Below are 16,082 nucleotides of genomic sequence, written 5' to 3' on the forward strand. Positions count from 1 at the left end.
TTTTTAACATGAAAACGAAAAATATTAAATACCTGGTTTTGTTGATTGCTTTTGGTGCCGCCTCGTGTGCCAAACTCAATGAAGATCCACGGTCGTTCATTCCGGCGAGCCAGTTTTACAAAACCCAGGCCGACGCGGTATCTGCTGTTACGGCGGCTTATTCCCTGCTCAATGCAGGTGCTAATTCAGTGCAAACACCATATAATACACTTTTTAACACGGGCATGAATTTTATGGCTGATGATGAAGGTCCGGGCCCCGGCGCTACCAACGCTGACGTACGCTCACAGGCGGTATTGGGGCATTCAGCAACCGGTTTGCGCATTTTGCAGATCTGGCAGCAACATTACGCAGCCATAAAAAAAGCCAATATCGCCATTGATACCATTCCTGATATTAAGTTTGATGCTACCTTAAATAAGCGATTGGTAGCCGAAGCCAAGTTTTTAAGGGCGCTTTACTACTTTAACCTGGTGCGTTTGTATGGCGATGTACCGCTTGTGCTTCACGATCAAACGTCTATCAACCTGTCTGATCTGCAAGTGCCAAGAACAGCCGCGGCAACAGTTTACACGCAGATAGAAACCGATTTAACCAGTGCTGCAACTGATTTGCCTAATAACTATACCGGTGCTGATGTAGGCAGGGCTACAGCCGGAGCGGCATATTCCTTACTGGCTAAAGTTTACCTTACTGAGCGTAAGTGGGATAAAGCTGTGGCGCAAGCCGAGGCGGTGATCAACGGCCCCTATGGGTACGATCTGTTTGCTAACTATGCTGATGTATTTTTGCCTGCATCTGAAAATGGTAAAGAACATATTTTTTCGGCGCAGTTTAAATCAAATTCGCAGGGGCAGGGTAACAACCAGGCGCCACGATCAATACTGAACGGCATCCCCGGTATGGTGGGCAGTTATGCCGATCAGGTGGTGTTTTATTCGGTGCCTGATGCTACCAAGCCAAACGGTGTAGATAAGTTTTTCAGTATTTATAAGCTGTACCCGGCCAATGACAAGCGCAAGCGGGTAAGCTTTGTAACCCGTTTTCAAAGCCCTACAACCAACCTGTGGTATGGTAAGCTGAATGATGCTACAATCGCTAATGATTCAATCCCTTTCTTTAATAAATACTACGATCCGAGTGTTGCCGCTAATGAGGCCGAATCAGGAGCAAACGTACCCATCATTCGTTTTTCGGAAGTGCTGCTGATCCATGCCGAAGCGGAGAATGAGCTGAACGGCCCTACAGCCAAAGCCTATGTCTCTGTTAACAGGGTAAGGAGGCGTGCAGGGCTTGATGATCTTGCCGGGCTTGACCAGGCATCATTCCGTGACGCGGTTTACCTGGAGCGCAGGCTGGAGTTTGTGTTTGAATATCAACGTTGGTTTGATTTGATCCGCGAGCGGGATGCTTCAGGTAATGGTATCCTGGAAGCGAGCTTGCTTAAAGTGGGTAAAACTAACGTGAGCAAAGGGGCCAAGGGCAAGTTTTACCTGTTCCCGATACCGCAGCAGGAAATTGATAATAGTAACGGTAAGCTGACCCAAAACCCTGGTTGGCAGTAAACAAGTAATAGAAATAGCTTTTAAAAAGAATACGGGCAATGGCCTGTGCGGTTCCCCTCTTGAGAGGGGGGAGGGGTGTGTTATTCTACACGCGGCTTATCGCTCGTACAACACACCCCTCCCAACGCAAGGTCTTCGCGCCCCCTCTCAAGAGGGGAGCAAGAAATTTAAAACCGATAAATTATGAAAAAGATAGCAATGTTCCTGCTCATCCTGGTCGCCTTAATCAGTAAGATATCGGCCCAAACTGCCGCCACAGAAAATGGCTCGCATGGTATCGATCCACGGGTGAGTGCGGCTGTATTGCAGGTGCTTGACGAATACATGGCCACTTTCAATGCCAAAGACCTGAAAGGATGGGAGGATACTTACCAGTTTCCGCATTACAGGCTGGCCGGTGGTAAGATGTCGGTGCTAGAAAAGGCCGGTCTGCGGGATTCGGCCAGAGTATTCGGCGAATTGCAAAAGGCTGGCTGGGACCACAGCCAGTGGGATCGTCGCAACATTGTACAGGCATCGGCAGATAAGGTGCATGTTGATACCCGTTTTTCTCGCTTCCGGGCAGATGGCAGCCTGATAGGACATTATGAATCATTATACATTTTAACCAAAGAAAATGGCCGCTGGGGCGTGAAATTCCGCTCCAGTTACGCCGAATAAATTATTTACCAATGAGAGCAAAGAAAATAACATTAGTCCTGTCGCTTGGCTTGCTTGCAGCATTTACAGCCAAAGCACAAAACGGACAGGCACCGGCATTTGGTGGCACGGTGGGTAAAACGCTTGATGAGTCGAAGGAGTGGTGGCCCGAGCCTCATAAAGCGCCCGCCGGTGCACCAAACGTATTGTGGATCATTTTAGATGACGTAGGCTTTGGCGCTACAAGCACCTTCGGCGGCATCATCAAAACTCCTAATTTTGATACGCTGGCCAATAACGGCCTGCGTTACACCAATTTCCACACGGCGGGTATTTGTGCGCCAACTCGTTCGGCCTTATTAACCGGGCGTAACCATCATTACGTTCACGAAGGTGGGTTTTCGCACGTGAGCATGTCGGCCGGTTTCCCCGGATATGACGGGCGTATCCCATCTGATAAGGGAACTATAGCCGAGGTATTACGCGAGAATGGTTATAACACCTTTGCGGTAGGTAAATACGGTTTAACGCCGGATGAGGATGCCACCGATGCAGGTCCATTTGACCGCTGGCCTACGGGTAAGGGCTTTGATCATTTTTTCGGGTTTTTAGGATCGGCAACCGATCAGTACAAGCCCGACCTTGTGGAGGACAATGCCCACGTAACACCAGATGGCCGCCACCTTACCGACCAGATCACCGATAAAGCTATCTTTTACCTTACACGCCAGCATAAAGTAGCGCCTGATAAACCGTTCTTTTTATACTATGCGCCGGGTGCTACCCACTCACCTCACCAGGTAGCTACCGAATGGAGCGATTTATACAAAGGTCAGTTTGACAGCGGTTGGGACGATTTCAGGGAAAAGGTTATCGCAAGGCAAAAAAAGTTAGGTATTATCCCAGCCTACGCAAAATTGCCTGAGCGTAACACACGGATCCCCGCCTGGAAATCACTGCCCGACGCCGAGAAAAAACTGTATGCCCGTTTCATGGAAGTTTATGCCGGATATTTAACCTATACCGATCATGAGGTTGGCAGGCTTATCAATCACCTTAAACAAAGCGGTCAGCTTGATAATACGCTGGTATTTGTGATCATTGGCGATAATGGGGCCAGTAAAGAAGGTACGGTTCATGGTGTTATCAACCCTAAAAAGAACTCACCCAAATTGGTTGCAGAAGATGCTTACCTGAAAACCAATATTGAGGATATCACAGATATCGGCACGCCGCAAGCAAGTACCAACTACCCGCTGGGCTGGGCACAGGCTGCCAATACGCCGTTCAAATACTGGAAACAGGATGCTAACTCTGAAGGTGGTACGCGTAACCCATTGATTGTTTATTACCCAAAAGGCATCAAAGATAAGGGGACTATCCGTACCCAGTACGGCCATGTGATTGATGTATTGCCTACTACGCTTGAGTACACCGGTATTAAACTGCCCGAATATATCAGGGGGATTAAACAGGATACCTTGCAGGGCACTTCATTGGTGTATTCGTTTGACCATCCCGAGGCAAAATCAAAGCATGTTTTGCAACACTATTACATTTTTGGTTCGAGGTCGATTTATAGCGATGGCTGGAAGGCAGAAGCCGCGCATCACCCGGATAACGTAGAATTGGGCGATTTCAAGGTGGGCCAAAACGTACCTGATAAAAGCTTTGATGAGGATACCTGGGAACTCTATAACCTTAACGAAGATTTTAACGAGCGCATTGATCTCGCCAAAAAATATCCTGAAAAATTAAAGGAGCTTAAAGCTGTTTTTGAAGCGCAGGCGCAAAAAAACAATCTATATCCATTTATCGACTGGTATGATGTGTATCACCAGCGTATCCACAAAAACTATAAAAAGTAACCAATTAACCATTTACAATCATGAAATCCGTTTATCAACGTATTGTCGCCTTATCGGCAATAGCCGTAGCAATGAGCGCGCCCGCTTTTGCGCAATTGCCGCAGGTAAAGGTAACTCCGGCTAATATAGCGCCTATCGATCCCGCTAATTATAAGGGCGTGGAAGGTAAAACCCTTGCCGAATCAAAAGAGTGGTGGAATAAACCGCTTAAAGCGCCGAAAGGCGCACCTAACATTGTCTGGATTTTGCTGGACGACGTAGGTTTTGGTGCATCAGGAACTTTTGGTGGCTTGATCAGCACGCCTAATTTTGATACGCTGGCTAATAATGGCTTGCGCTATGTCAATTTCCATACGGCGGGTATTTGCGCGCCAACCCGCTCATCATTACTTACCGGGCGTAATCATCATTATGTACATATGGGTAATTTTGCCCACGCATCAACGGCTGCCGGTTTTCCGGGCTATGACGGTCGCATTCCGCCAGATAAGGGAACTATTGCCGAGGCTTTACGCTCTAACGGCTACAGTACTTTCGCGGTTGGTAAATGGGGGGTAACGCCTGATGAGGATACTACCGCCGTTGGGCCGTTTGATCGCTGGCCAACCGGTAAGGGTTTCGACCATCACTTCGGCTTCCTGGAATCGGCTACCGACCAGTATAACCCGCCGCACTTGGTGGAGGATAATTTTCATATCAAACCTGATGGCCGCAACCTGAACGAGCAGATCACCGATAAAGCCATTGCTTACATTGACGCCGCACATAAAGCAGCGCCTGATCAGCCTTTCTTTTTATACTATGCACCTGGAGCTACCCACGCGCCACACCAGGTTAGCCATGAATGGAGCGACCTGTACAAAGGTAAATTTGATGAGGGTTGGGATGTTTACCGCCAAAAGGTTTTTGAAAACCAGAAGAAGGCCGGCTACATTCCTGCTTATGCTAAATTGCCCGAACGCAACGAGCGTATCCAGGCCTGGAATAGTTTACCTGCCGATCAGAAGAAATTGTACGCCAGGTTCATGGAAGTTTATGCAGGTTATCTGACTTACATTGACCACCAGGTAGGCCGTGTGATCAGTTACCTGAAAGCTTCCGGTCAGTTTGATAATACTTTGGTTTTTGTGATGATAGGGGATAATGGGGCCAGTAAGGAAGGAACGGTTCATGGTGTTATCGATCCAAAAAACTCGGCTGCAACAACACTTGAGGCAGATTATATTAAGAAGAACGAAAGCGACTACGAAACCATCGGCACACCAGAAGCTTCAACCAATTATCCTTTGGGCTGGGCACAGGCAGCCAATACGCCGTTTAAGTACTGGAAATCAGACGCTGACGCTGAAGGTGGTACCCATAACCCGCTCATTGTTTATTATCCAAAACTCATTACCGAAAAAGGAGGTATTCGTACCCAGTACAGTCACGTATCTGATGTATTCCCAACCACTATTGAGGCTGCGGGTTTAAAATTACCGGAGTATGTTAAAGGCATTAAGCAGGATACCTTACAGGGCAAATCATTCTTTAGCTCGTTCAACAACGCGCAGGCAAAAACATTGCACACCCAGCAATACTATTACATTTTTACTTCGAGGTCTATTTACAAAGATGGCTGGAAAGCCGAGGCGGCGCACCGCCCGGATAATGTTGACCTGCTGAACTTCCCGAAAGAGAAAACCATCCCTGAGCGTGATTACGATAAGGATGTTTGGAAGCTTTACAACCTGAACGAGGATTTTAACGAGCGTGTAGACCTCGCCAAAAAATATCCTGAGAAGCTGAAAGAGCTTAAAGACCTGTTTGATGCCGAAGCTAAAAAGAACCATATCTATCCCTTTATTGACAGGGACGATATCAACAATAAAAGGATCCATAAACTCGAAAATAACAACTAATTATGAAAAGCTTAAAAATTGTATTGCTTGCCCTACTGGTGGTTTTCATTGGCGAGGTAAAAGCGCAGTCGCCGGTTTTATTATCGCTTGAAGCCTTTGCGGCTAAATTGAAACAAGCAAAAGAGCCGCAGATCCTGGATGCGCGTTCGGCAGAAGAGTTTGCGCAGAACCATATTAAAGGTGCCGTAAATGTTGATGCCAAAGCTGCAGATTATCAGCAAAAACTGGATGGCTTGAGCAAGGAAAAGCCAACTTTTGTTTACTCGATAGCAAATGGCCGCAGCACCGTGCTTTCACGCGAGTTGCAGGCTAAAGGCTTCAAGGATGTTGAGGAATTGCCAGGTGGTTTGGCCAACTGGATAGGTTCGGGGTATCCTATCATTTCAACAACAAAAAAAGGTGTGTCGCTGTCAAAAGCCCAGTTTAATGAACTGGCGGCATCATCATCTTTAGTATTGGTTGATTTTGGGTCGAGGTATTGCGGGGCCTGCAAAAAACTGGTACCGGTACTTGATTCGCTAAAGGCCAATACCGCTTTTACGCCCAAAGTGATCAGTATTGAGGTTTATGACAATACCAACTTAGCCAAAGAGCTAAAAGTGAATGTACTGCCAACGCTGGTATTGTATAAAAACGGCAAGGAAGTTTGGAAAAAGCAGGGCTTTTCATCAACCACACAAATTGAAGCAGTTGCCGAACAAGCCAAAACCGGTTTGGCGGCAAGCGGCAAATAAACATAGCCATGCTTAAAAAAATCAGCTACTTACTTATCGCTATATTTTACATGGGGCCTGCATTTGCGCAGGTCCCTAAACAAAAGCCCAATATGGTCATCATTCTGGCCGACGACATGGGCTTTTCTGATATCGGGTGTTTTGGCTCAGAGATCAGCACACCTAATATCGACAGGCTTGCCCGGGAAGGATTGAAAATGACGCAGTTTTATAATGCTGGCAGGTGTTGCCCCTCACGTGCTGCATTGTTAACCGGTTTATATCCGCATCAGGCTGGGGTTGGCGATATGGTGAAATATAAAGGTTCGCCAGCCTACCAGGGGTATTTAAACGAACACAGCGCTACCATTGCCGAGTTGCTGAAAGATGAGGCCGGTTATAATACCATAGTATCCGGCAAATGGCATGTGGGGCTGCAGCAATCTGCCTTAGCCTACAACCGCGGGTTTGATAAATCATTTACCATGCTGAATAACGGCAGCAGTTATTTTAATTCGGCGCCGTTGTATAATGATGGCAGCAAGATCACCTTTATGCTGAATGACAGGGAGATCACCCGAAGTGATACCTCGAAATACCTGACGCAAGCTATTACTGATTTCGCGATTAAATCATTAGATGAGATCAAAGATCAGCAAAAGCCTTTTTTTATGTATGTAGCTTATAATGCCCCGCACTGGCCTATACAGGCGCTGCCCGAAGATATAGCGAAGTTTAAAGGCCGATACCTTAGAGGCTGGGATGTGTTACGGAAGCAGCATTATGAAAAACAGCTGGCAATAGGTATTATCAAAAAACAATGGCAGCTATCGGCCTGGGATAAACGCGCGCCTGCATGGGATTCACTATCTCCCGAAGAAAAAGATAAATGGGATACCCGTATGGCCATTTACGCTGCCATGGTTTACCGCATGGATGCCTGTATTGGTGAGATCATGAGCAAACTGAAGCAATTGGGAAAAGATAAAAATACCATTGTCTTGTTTGCATCTGATAATGGAGGTAGTGCCGATGAAGTTAAAAGCTTATCGACCGTAATTCAAAAAAATGGCTCGCCGGGTTCTGTAAATTCAATCGACAGTTATGAGATCCCCTGGGCAAACGTAAGCAATACACCGTTTAAGTTATTCAAACGCAACACGCACGAAGGAGGCATAGCGACACCGCTTATAGCCTGGTATCCCGGGCACATAAAGGCCATGAGCTCCAATGATAGCCCGGGTCATTTGATTGACCTGATGCCTACCTGCCTTGAACTTGCCGGCATATCGTATCCAACTCAATTTAAAAATAGGCAGCTAACACCTTTAGCGGGTATTAGTTTGGTTAATGCTTTTAAAAGAAAATCTTATACAGGTAATGAAACTTTGTTTTGGGAACATGAGGGCAGCAGGGCCATAAGAAAAGGTCACTGGAAATTAGTCGCTGAGATTGGTGAGCCCTGGGAATTATATGATCTGGAAGCTGACCGGTCGGAGATAAACAACCTTGCCGGTAAGTATCCAGATAAAGTTAAAGCGCTGGAAGCGGAATATCTGGGATGGGCGAAAAAAGTTGGCGTTGTTGATTGGAATACTATTAAAGGGTTATAAGTATTATAAAAGGATTGCGCCGTTAAAGGAAGTAGTTATAAAATGCGTCATTGCGAGGTACGAAGCAATCCCCGACAAGTATGGTAGCTCTGTATAGTTCGCGATTGCTTCGTACCTCGCAATGACGTATGGGGCGCGGGATCTTTCATGAAGAATCCTTGTGGAGAACCTGAAGTATGTGCGCTAAAGTATTGAAAACTTACTAAGTACTAACTTTAGTCCCGGTTGTTTGTGCAGCCGGGATTTTTAATGATTTACCTTGCGCCAGTAGTTCAGAAGTAATTGCGCGGGTATAGGTTTTAATTTCATTCTGAAAATCAGTAACTGAAGCTCCTGAACGGATCTCCTCGAGGCGCTTTTCCCAATTTCCTGTAAGTTCGGCCTGGGCTATTTGTTGATTTTTTACTACTTCGTAAACAGCGATGCCTGTAGCTGTGGGCACCAGGTTTTTCTTTTCCCTGATGATATAATTGCGCTTAATCAGCGTTTCTATGATGGAAGCCCTTGTCGCAGGAGTTCCCAAGCCGCTATCCTTCATGGCATAGCGTAGCTCTTCATCATCAATCTCTTTGCCCGCTGTTTCCAAGGCTTTTAGTAGCGTGGCTTCGTTGTATAAGGGCCGTGGTTTGGTTTGCTTTTCAAGCAAAGCTTTGGCGGTTATCGGCAGGTTTTCGCCTTGTACAACTTTAGGCAGCGTAGCGTTCTCCTCGTCTTTTTTATCGTCTTCTTTATCGTTAAATACAGACCTCCATCCGGCAGTATGGATCACCGTTCCGCTGGCATTGAATTTCGCGCCCGATTGTACAACAATCTTGGTCACCTCCTTAATGCAATCCTGGTGAAAAGCTTCGAGCATACGACCGGCTACCATATCATAAACAGCCTGCTGATCAGCAGAAAGTTGATGCGGGTTTTCGCCGGTTGTGAGTACTGCGTGGTGATCCGTTACTTTTTTTGCGTTTACACTTCGTTTGTTAAGCGTGGCGCTGCCTAAGGCGGTAGCTTGTTTGCCAAAAAGCGGATGCTGTTCCAGCTTTTCAATCAGCGCAGGTACGCCTGCAAAAACATCATCACCTATATAGCGGCTGCCGGTACGGGGATATGTAACCAGCTTGTTTTCGTACAGGTTTTGGAGGATGGTAAGGGTTTGATCGGCAGTGAAACCTTTGCGCTTATTGGCTTCCTGTTGCAGGCTGCTCAAATCATGCAATAAAGGAGGTGGTTCTTTACGTGGTTTGGCTTCTACCTGTAAAATATGGCCACCCTGCGGAAAACCACCTTCAACATCCTGAACCTGGTCAAGTACGGCCTGCGCTTCTTCTTTTGTTTTATAATTTTCGGCCGATATGGCTTTAAATACCTGCCCGTCTTTATCCGGGTGGATGCTAACCTGGTAAAATGTTTCGGGAACAAAGTTTTTGTTTTCGAGGTACCGCGAACAGATCATGGCAAGGGTAGGGGTTTGTACCCGGCCCAGTGAAAGCACGGCACCGCGAATGCCCGACGAAAGGCTTAAGGCCTGCGTGGCATTCATACCCACTAACCAATCCGACTGAGAACGGCAATGGGCCGAATTGAACAGTGTATCATAATCGCTTCCCGGTTTCAGGTTGCGGAAACCCTCTTTGATAGCCTCATCTGTTTGTGATGAGATCCAGAGCCTTTTAAAGGGCTTTTTGCATTTCAAGTAGTAGTAAATATACCTGAAGATGAGTTCACCTTCACGCCCGGCATCCGTTGCCACAATGATTTCGCTGGCTTCGTCAAATAGCTTTTGGATGGTATCAAGTTGCTTTTTTACCGATGGGTCATCTACCACGCCATCTTTGGTTTTTACCTTGCGGATGGAGAGTTTAAATTTGTGTGGCAGCATGGGCAGGTGCTGAACACTCCAGCCGTAATAGCCGTATTCCTGCGGGGCGGCCAACTGTAACAGGTGACCGAAAGCCCAGGTAAAGGTAAACCCTTTACCCTCGATATAGCCATCCTTTTTGGTAGTTGCCCCAAAAACTTTGGCGATATCCCTGGCTACAGATGGTTTTTCGGCTATAATTACTTTCATAAATCCTGCTCTCAACGCGTTGACCTATACCGGCGCTTGCTGATATGGGCGTCGAAAGTATGAATTTAGCGAGGGTTGTGCAAGGTTTGTTGGTAACATTGTTCCGGTCGGCATGGTTACCTAAGCGCTAAATGCCATCGGTAGTAGCCAGTAATTCTTTATCAACTCCGGCAATTATTTCTTTAAATTGAGGTTCGGCATTAGTATAACCTTCAAGCAATTTGAACTGGTTTTTAGCCCTGACTAAATTATGCCCTTCGTATTGCGCGCCGTAATAAATATCGTTATTTAAAAAGTCGGTTAAAAAGCGAAGCCCCTGCATGTAGATCATCATCTTACCCGAAAAAATGAAATATTGCTTTTCGGTTTCGGTAAGGATAGTGCCCATCTCGCTCATATATCCCTTATATATCGCCCTGAAAAAGTCAGTTCTGATGATGATCTGATCCAGATCATTTTCTTCTTCATTAGCGGGGGAAAGATAAGTGCGCATCATATCGCCAACATCGCTTAAATAATAACCCGGCATCACGGTATCCAGATCGACAAGGCAAAGGGCGTTTTGCTTATCATCAAACAGTACGTTATTTATTTTGGTGTCGTGATGTATTACGCGCAGTTTAATTTCGCTGTTTGCGGTAAACTGGTTGTAGGTATGCAATATGTCAATATAAGCACGTGCTTTTTCTACTTCGGCAGCAGCTTGTTTTAGTTTTTCTTCAGTAGCTGTTTGTAACGCCTGCTCAAATTGCTTAAACCGAAGTTTCAGGTTATGAAAATCTGTAAGCGTGTATTCAAGCTTGCTGATATCAAAATGGTTTAAAAGACGTGTAAACCTGCCAAACTGCACTGCGGCACTGTAGGCTTCTTTTGTATCCTGTAAAAAGTTTACCGTATGCGATCCCTCAATGAACGGAAACAGGCGATAAAATTTGCCATCAGCAGATTGAATGATAGATTTTCCGGTTTTGCTTTTTAACGGTGCAACAAACAAATAGCCCGGATTAGTTTCGTCAAGGTATTGCTTGATTAGCGCAAGGTTATTATCAATATGATCCGGGTGTTTAAAAACCGAATCGTTGATTTGCTGTAGGATAAATGCCTGGTTGGCACCACTTATTTTATAAGTATGATTTATTAAGCCCGAACCAAAGGACTTAATATTATATTCAGAAACGTTTAATCCAAAATTTATAAGGATATCATTAAACATATTATAGCTGTTAACTATTCAAACATAGCTAATTGAAAAGCGATAGCCATGCGCAAACGTTTGAGTGTTTTTTATTTAGTCTTGTTTTTTGTTTTCGACCAGTTGCGATTCAATAATCACCTTATAAAAGGCGCTTGGTTCGTTGCCGCCTGTGCCCTGGTGATGCAGCAGGTCCATCAGAATATCGGTTGCTTTTTGCCCCTGTAAATAAGGGAATTGCTCAACTGAAGCTGCTGGAATATTTTCCATATAATTGATAAGCGGTAAATTGGCGTAGCTTACAAATTCAAGATCTTGGTTGACCCTGATATTTAACCTGGACGCGTGCTTTATGGCAAAAAGTGCCACATAATCATTAAAGGTTACAATAGCGGTTGGTTTGCGTTTGCTGGCCAATAACTCGTCTAAAGCCTTCTTGGTACCTTCTTCTGTCAAATCGCAGGAAACTATAAGCGATGGATCATACTTGAGCCTGTTTTTGGTCATGGCTTTGATGTAGCCCTCTTTTCGTTCGCCGGTGGCTACCATGGTTTGTGGCCCGTTGATCATACCTATGGCGCGGTGGCCTTTTTTCAAAAGGTAACTGACGGCTTCAATGGTGCCAATCTCCATATTGCAGGCCACATAATGAATGTTGGGAATAGATGGGATCCTGTCGAAATAAACAACGGGGATATTATACTTTTTTAAATTTTCGAAATGCTGGTAGGAGGATGTGTTTTTCCCTACAGAAACCAATAAGCCATCAACCCGGTGATTCTTCATTTTTTCAACCAGTTGCTTTTCTTTTTGCTCATCATCGTGCGATTGTGCTAGCAATACCGTATAGTTCTTTTTATAGGCGGTATCTTCAATGGCGCTTATGGCCGATGAAAAGAATGCTTCCGAAAGTTCGGGCAATATAACCCCGATAGTAAGGGTTTTGCCTTTTTGCAAAAAGATGGCTGTTTGATTGGGCTCGTAATTAAGTTCGCCGGCCAGTTTTTTAACTTTTGCCCTTGTGGTTAGTCCTATACTTGGATGATCATGCAAGGCCCTTGAAACTGTAGACACCGAAATGCCTAATATTTGCGCTATTTCTTTTATTGTAGTTGGCTTTGTTTGCATTAATTATGAGCTAACGTTGTTTTTATAGTTAAAGTTAAGCGATTATTATCAAATTGTATTCGTTTAGTGCCCAATTGCAAACGTTTGCGTAACCTTTTGCGTTGCCGACAGCTAATTTATAAACCTTATTCAACTGTTGTTAGGGAGATTTGAATATTGGCGTTACCGCGTTAGGAATCATCTGTTTTGATGATAAATGCGCCTGCCTGCGATGAAGGTTTTGAACAAATGAACGCTCCTGGGGCGATGCTTGTCTTCATTTTTTGAAGAGAAGGCCAAAACCTATAAATGCCTGCTATTCAATTAATGCCACTTAAAAGATAATTATGGCCATTTTTCAAACGTTTGCGTTGAAAATTGCGCTGTTTATTTTTTATTAAAGCCATTAATGCAATTACATTTATAAAACCGTACCAGCTTAATAAGCCAAATGATTAAGAAAACGACTATATTTTATCTCTCCCTATTATTTATTACGATCAGCAGTAAATTTGCTATAGCGCAAAGCGCACGTATTGACGCAACTAAATTGCGTCATATAATTCCGCTTGGCGGTAATGCCTGGGTTAGTGCTCCTGATACTATCACTGATGAAGGCTTAATCGGTCTGAAGAGTCCTAAATCGACTGCAGATATCTATTTCAGGCTTAATGCTGCGCAGGATATTCAGCTTGCATTGGTTGTGCGTGTTCCGCAAGGCAATAGCACATTGCAGTTATCAGCAGGGAAAAAAGCTTTTGTGAAAAAGCTAAGCAATGCAACATTTGATACCGTTAGTTTTGGAAAGCTACATGTTGAACCCGGTTATATAAAGCTAAGCCTTAAAGGTATCAATAAAACAGGAGCCGTTTATGCTGATGTTTCCGATTTGGTAGTTACGCTGCAAAAGGCGGATAATGATATTGCTTATGTTACCAAAAGAAGTTCATTCCATTTTGGCAGGAGGGGGCCTTCGGTGCACTTGCGCTATCCAGTTGCGGCAGACAAGGAGAATAAAGTAAAATGGTTTTATAACGAGATTATAGTACCCAAAGGACAGGACGTTATAGGTTCTTATTTTATGGCCGATGGTTTTGGCGAAGGATATTTTGGTATGCAGGTAAACTCGGCTACCGAACGCCGGGTGCTGTTTTCGGTATGGAGCCCTTTTAATACCGAAGATCCTAAAAGCATCCCCGATAGTATGCGTATTAAATTGATAAAAAGCGGCAGCACTGTTCATATCGGCGAGTTCGGTAATGAAGGTTCGGGCGGACAAAGCTATATGCGTTTCCCATGGAAAGCCGGACAAGCCTATGCATTCCTGTTAAGCGCTGAGCCTGACAATGTAAAGCACACCACTACTTATACTGCTTATTTTAGAGATGTATCAGCCGGTAAATGGTTCTTAATAGCCAGCTTCACCCGGCCGCAAAAGGCTACCTACTTAACGCATTTATATTCGTTTGTAGAAAATTTTGAACCTGAAAACGGCGATAAGGTGCGCAGGGCGTATTTTACCAATCAATGGATAGGTGATAACGATAACAACTGGCAGGAGCTTACACATGCCATATACACGGGCGATGCTACAGCAAATGCCAATTACCGTAAGGATTACGCCGGAGGAAAAGAAGGCAACAAATTTTACCTGCAAAACGGCGGTTTCTTTAATAAATATATTCAGCTCAAAACTCCTTATGACCGTGAGCCAACAGGAAAGAAACCTGTAATTGATTTTGAAAAATTACCCAATAAATAAGCCCCAAAAACCTCAATATTATATATGGAAAGAAGACAATTTCTGAAAACCAGCGCTATAGCTGCCGCCGGTTTTAGCATTTTACCATCAGGAAGCCTGTTTGCGTCGGCACCTGCAAAGGTACGTTTAGGTTACATCGGTGTAGGTGCCCGTGGCATGAGCCATATTGCCGAAGGTTTGCTTCGCGATGATGTGGAGATCGTAGCCATTTGCGATACGCAGGAAAGCTCATTGAAAATTTGCCGCGAATACATCGCCAAAAAAGGCCATGCACCTGTAAAAGAATACACCGGCGGACTGGATGCCTACAAAAAACTGCTTGATCATAAGGATATTGATGCTGTAATTATAGCCACACCATGGCAGTTTCACCATCCGCAAGCTATCGACGCTATGAAAGCCGGAAAGTATGTAGGATGCGAAGTAATTGCCGGTCTTACAGTTGAAGACCACTGGGATATTGTTAATACTTCAGAAAAAACAGAGATGCCGTACATGACGCTTGAAAACGTTTGCTATCGTCGTGATGTAATGGCGGCATTGAACATGGCACGCCAGGACTTATTTGGCGAGATCGTTCATTTAGAGGGTGGTTATCAGCACAATTTGAGAGGTGTATTATTCAACGATGGCAAGCGCTATTACGGCGGCGGCGTTGAGTTTGGCCCTAAAGCACTGAGCGAAGCACAATGGCGCACCCAGTTTAATATTGATGTAGATGGTGATATCTATCCAACGCATGGCGCTGGTCCGTGTATGCATTATGCCAATATCAATGCAGGTAACCGGTTTACCAATCTTGTATCCTTTAGTTCAAAAGCGCGTGGTTTATCGGCCTACGTTGAGGAATTATCGCCCGGTCACCCGAATGCCAAGATCCATTATAAAAATGGCGACGTAACCACTACCATGATCAACTGCGCCAATGGTGAAACGGTATTGCTGAGCCATGATACGCACCTGCCGCGCCCGTATTCATTAGGTTTCAGGGTTCAAGGTACAAAAGGACTTTGGATGGACGTGAACAAAAGCGTATACATAGACCATAAATCAAAAGAAGATGATTCATGGGATCCGGCAAAAGAATGGTTTGACAAATATGACCACCCACTTTGGAAAAAATATGAAAAGTTTGCCGAAGGTGCGGGTCACGGTGGTATGGACTGGTTTGTATTTAACGCTTTTGTTGAGTCGGTTAAGCAAAAACGCCAAACGCCCATCGATGTTTATGATTCTGTTACCATGAGTGTAATTACTCCTTTATCAACCAAATCATTAAAAGAAGGCAATGCCAGCGTAGCATTCCCTGATTTTACCAAAGGCAAGTGGAAAGAGCGCAAAAATACCTTCGCGCTTGATGACAGCGGCTTTTAATTATCGTTTATATTTTTTTGCATGTAATATGTTTAGCCTGGTCAAAAGCCGGGCTTTACTTTTTTAAAAGAATATCAATGGTACCGCTGCAAAGAGTAATAAAAATGTCTTTGCTGTAAGGTACGCAGCCATCGCACGGAAGCAAAGCCGTTCTGTATAGTATGCCATTGCTTGGTCGTTCATCCCCACAATTACACAGCAGCCTTCAACCCACTCATAATCAAAATATTCGGGCGCAATCTCTAAATACGCAGAATCGGCGGAGCTGACATCCTTTTCATCCTGT

The 16,082-nt window shown here is 44.8% G+C and carries 11 protein-coding genes; 8 read left to right on the forward strand and 3 right to left on the reverse strand.

From position 1 onward, the window contains the following. The first annotated feature begins 8 nt into the window (after positions 1 to 8). The 6 genes from EAH55_RS12885 to EAH55_RS12910 all read left to right on the forward strand — a co-directional run bounded on the left by EAH55_RS12885 (position 9) and on the right by EAH55_RS12910 (position 8,299). The gene (locus EAH55_RS12885; RefSeq protein WP_121809953.1) at positions 9 to 1,565 is read left to right on the forward strand and encodes a RagB/SusD family nutrient uptake outer membrane protein; all 1,557 of its coding nucleotides are present in this window, start codon (positions 9 to 11) and stop codon (positions 1,563 to 1,565) included. A gap of 183 nt (positions 1,566 to 1,748) precedes the next feature. Then, a complete protein-coding gene (locus EAH55_RS12890; RefSeq protein WP_121809954.1) occupies positions 1,749 to 2,225 on the forward strand; it encodes a hypothetical protein in 477 nt (158 codons plus the stop codon). 11 nt (positions 2,226 to 2,236) lie between these two features. Further along, on the forward strand, positions 2,237 to 4,072 hold the full coding sequence (locus tag EAH55_RS12895; protein ID WP_121809955.1) for an arylsulfatase: 1,836 nt from the start codon (positions 2,237 to 2,239) through the stop codon (positions 4,070 to 4,072). 20 nt (positions 4,073 to 4,092) lie between these two features. Next, a complete protein-coding gene (locus tag EAH55_RS12900) occupies positions 4,093 to 5,973 on the forward strand; it encodes an arylsulfatase (RefSeq protein WP_162996853.1) in 1,881 nt (626 codons plus the stop codon). Between the two features lie 2 nt (positions 5,974 to 5,975). Beyond that, positions 5,976 to 6,707 (forward strand): thioredoxin domain-containing protein, encoded by a 732-nt coding sequence (locus EAH55_RS12905; RefSeq protein ID WP_121809956.1) that lies wholly within the window; start codon positions 5,976 to 5,978, stop codon positions 6,705 to 6,707. 8 nt (positions 6,708 to 6,715) lie between these two features. Then, a complete protein-coding gene (locus EAH55_RS12910) occupies positions 6,716 to 8,299 on the forward strand; it encodes an arylsulfatase (protein ID WP_121809957.1) in 1,584 nt (527 codons plus the stop codon). Between the two features lie 202 nt (positions 8,300 to 8,501). On the opposite strand, the gene EAH55_RS12915 is transcribed toward EAH55_RS12910, so the two are convergent. The 3 genes from EAH55_RS12915 to EAH55_RS12925 form a co-directional block, all read right to left on the reverse strand. Then, a complete protein-coding gene (locus tag EAH55_RS12915; protein ID WP_121809958.1) occupies positions 8,502 to 10,361 on the reverse strand; it encodes a DNA topoisomerase 3 in 1,860 nt (619 codons plus the stop codon). A 127-nt stretch (positions 10,362 to 10,488) separates the two neighbouring features. Further along, a complete protein-coding gene (locus EAH55_RS12920; RefSeq protein ID WP_121809959.1) occupies positions 10,489 to 11,574 on the reverse strand; it encodes a phosphotransferase enzyme family protein in 1,086 nt (361 codons plus the stop codon). A 75-nt stretch (positions 11,575 to 11,649) separates the two neighbouring features. Next, positions 11,650 to 12,681, reverse strand: a complete 1,032-nt coding sequence (locus EAH55_RS12925) for a LacI family DNA-binding transcriptional regulator (protein ID WP_121809960.1) — start codon at positions 12,679 to 12,681, stop codon at positions 11,650 to 11,652. Between the two features lie 430 nt (positions 12,682 to 13,111). Here EAH55_RS12925 and EAH55_RS12930 point away from each other — a divergent pair, with 430 nt between their 5' ends. Both EAH55_RS12930 and EAH55_RS12935 read left to right on the forward strand, forming a co-directional pair. Then, positions 13,112 to 14,422 (forward strand): DUF3472 domain-containing protein, encoded by a 1,311-nt coding sequence (locus tag EAH55_RS12930; protein ID WP_121809961.1) that lies wholly within the window; start codon positions 13,112 to 13,114, stop codon positions 14,420 to 14,422. A gap of 24 nt (positions 14,423 to 14,446) precedes the next feature. Further along, positions 14,447 to 15,796 carry a Gfo/Idh/MocA family protein gene (locus EAH55_RS12935; protein ID WP_121809962.1) on the forward strand — a complete coding sequence of 450 codons (1,350 nt, stop codon included), beginning with the start codon at positions 14,447 to 14,449 and terminating at the stop codon, positions 15,794 to 15,796. The last annotated feature ends 286 nt before the right edge of the window (positions 15,797 to 16,082 follow it).

The sequence above is a fragment of the Mucilaginibacter kameinonensis genome (assembly GCF_003675385.1).
Taxonomy (GTDB): domain Bacteria; phylum Bacteroidota; class Bacteroidia; order Sphingobacteriales; family Sphingobacteriaceae; genus Mucilaginibacter; species Mucilaginibacter kameinonensis.

What these genes read in the sequence shown, in the direction of transcription:
- EAH55_RS12915 (WP_121809958.1), bottom strand. Translation starts at nt 10,361, where the DNA reads ATGAAAGTAATTATAGCCGAAAAACCATCTGTAGCCAGGGATATCGCC.
- EAH55_RS12895 (WP_121809955.1), top strand. Translation starts at nt 2,237, where the DNA reads ATGAGAGCAAAGAAAATAACATTAGTCCTGTCGCTTGGCTTGCTTGCA.
- EAH55_RS12925 (WP_121809960.1), bottom strand. Translation starts at nt 12,681, where the DNA reads ATGCAAACAAAGCCAACTACAATAAAAGAAATAGCGCAAATATTAGGC.
- EAH55_RS12920 (WP_121809959.1), bottom strand. Translation starts at nt 11,574, where the DNA reads ATGTTTAATGATATCCTTATAAATTTTGGATTAAACGTTTCTGAATAT.
- EAH55_RS12910 (WP_121809957.1), top strand. Translation starts at nt 6,716, where the DNA reads ATGCTTAAAAAAATCAGCTACTTACTTATCGCTATATTTTACATGGGG.
- EAH55_RS12900 (WP_162996853.1), top strand. Translation starts at nt 4,093, where the DNA reads ATGAAATCCGTTTATCAACGTATTGTCGCCTTATCGGCAATAGCCGTA.
- EAH55_RS12905 (WP_121809956.1), top strand. Translation starts at nt 5,976, where the DNA reads ATGAAAAGCTTAAAAATTGTATTGCTTGCCCTACTGGTGGTTTTCATT.
- EAH55_RS12885 (WP_121809953.1), top strand. Translation starts at nt 9, where the DNA reads ATGAAAACGAAAAATATTAAATACCTGGTTTTGTTGATTGCTTTTGGT.
- EAH55_RS12935 (WP_121809962.1), top strand. Translation starts at nt 14,447, where the DNA reads ATGGAAAGAAGACAATTTCTGAAAACCAGCGCTATAGCTGCCGCCGGT.
- EAH55_RS12930 (WP_121809961.1), top strand. Translation starts at nt 13,112, where the DNA reads ATGATTAAGAAAACGACTATATTTTATCTCTCCCTATTATTTATTACG.
- EAH55_RS12890 (WP_121809954.1), top strand. Translation starts at nt 1,749, where the DNA reads ATGAAAAAGATAGCAATGTTCCTGCTCATCCTGGTCGCCTTAATCAGT.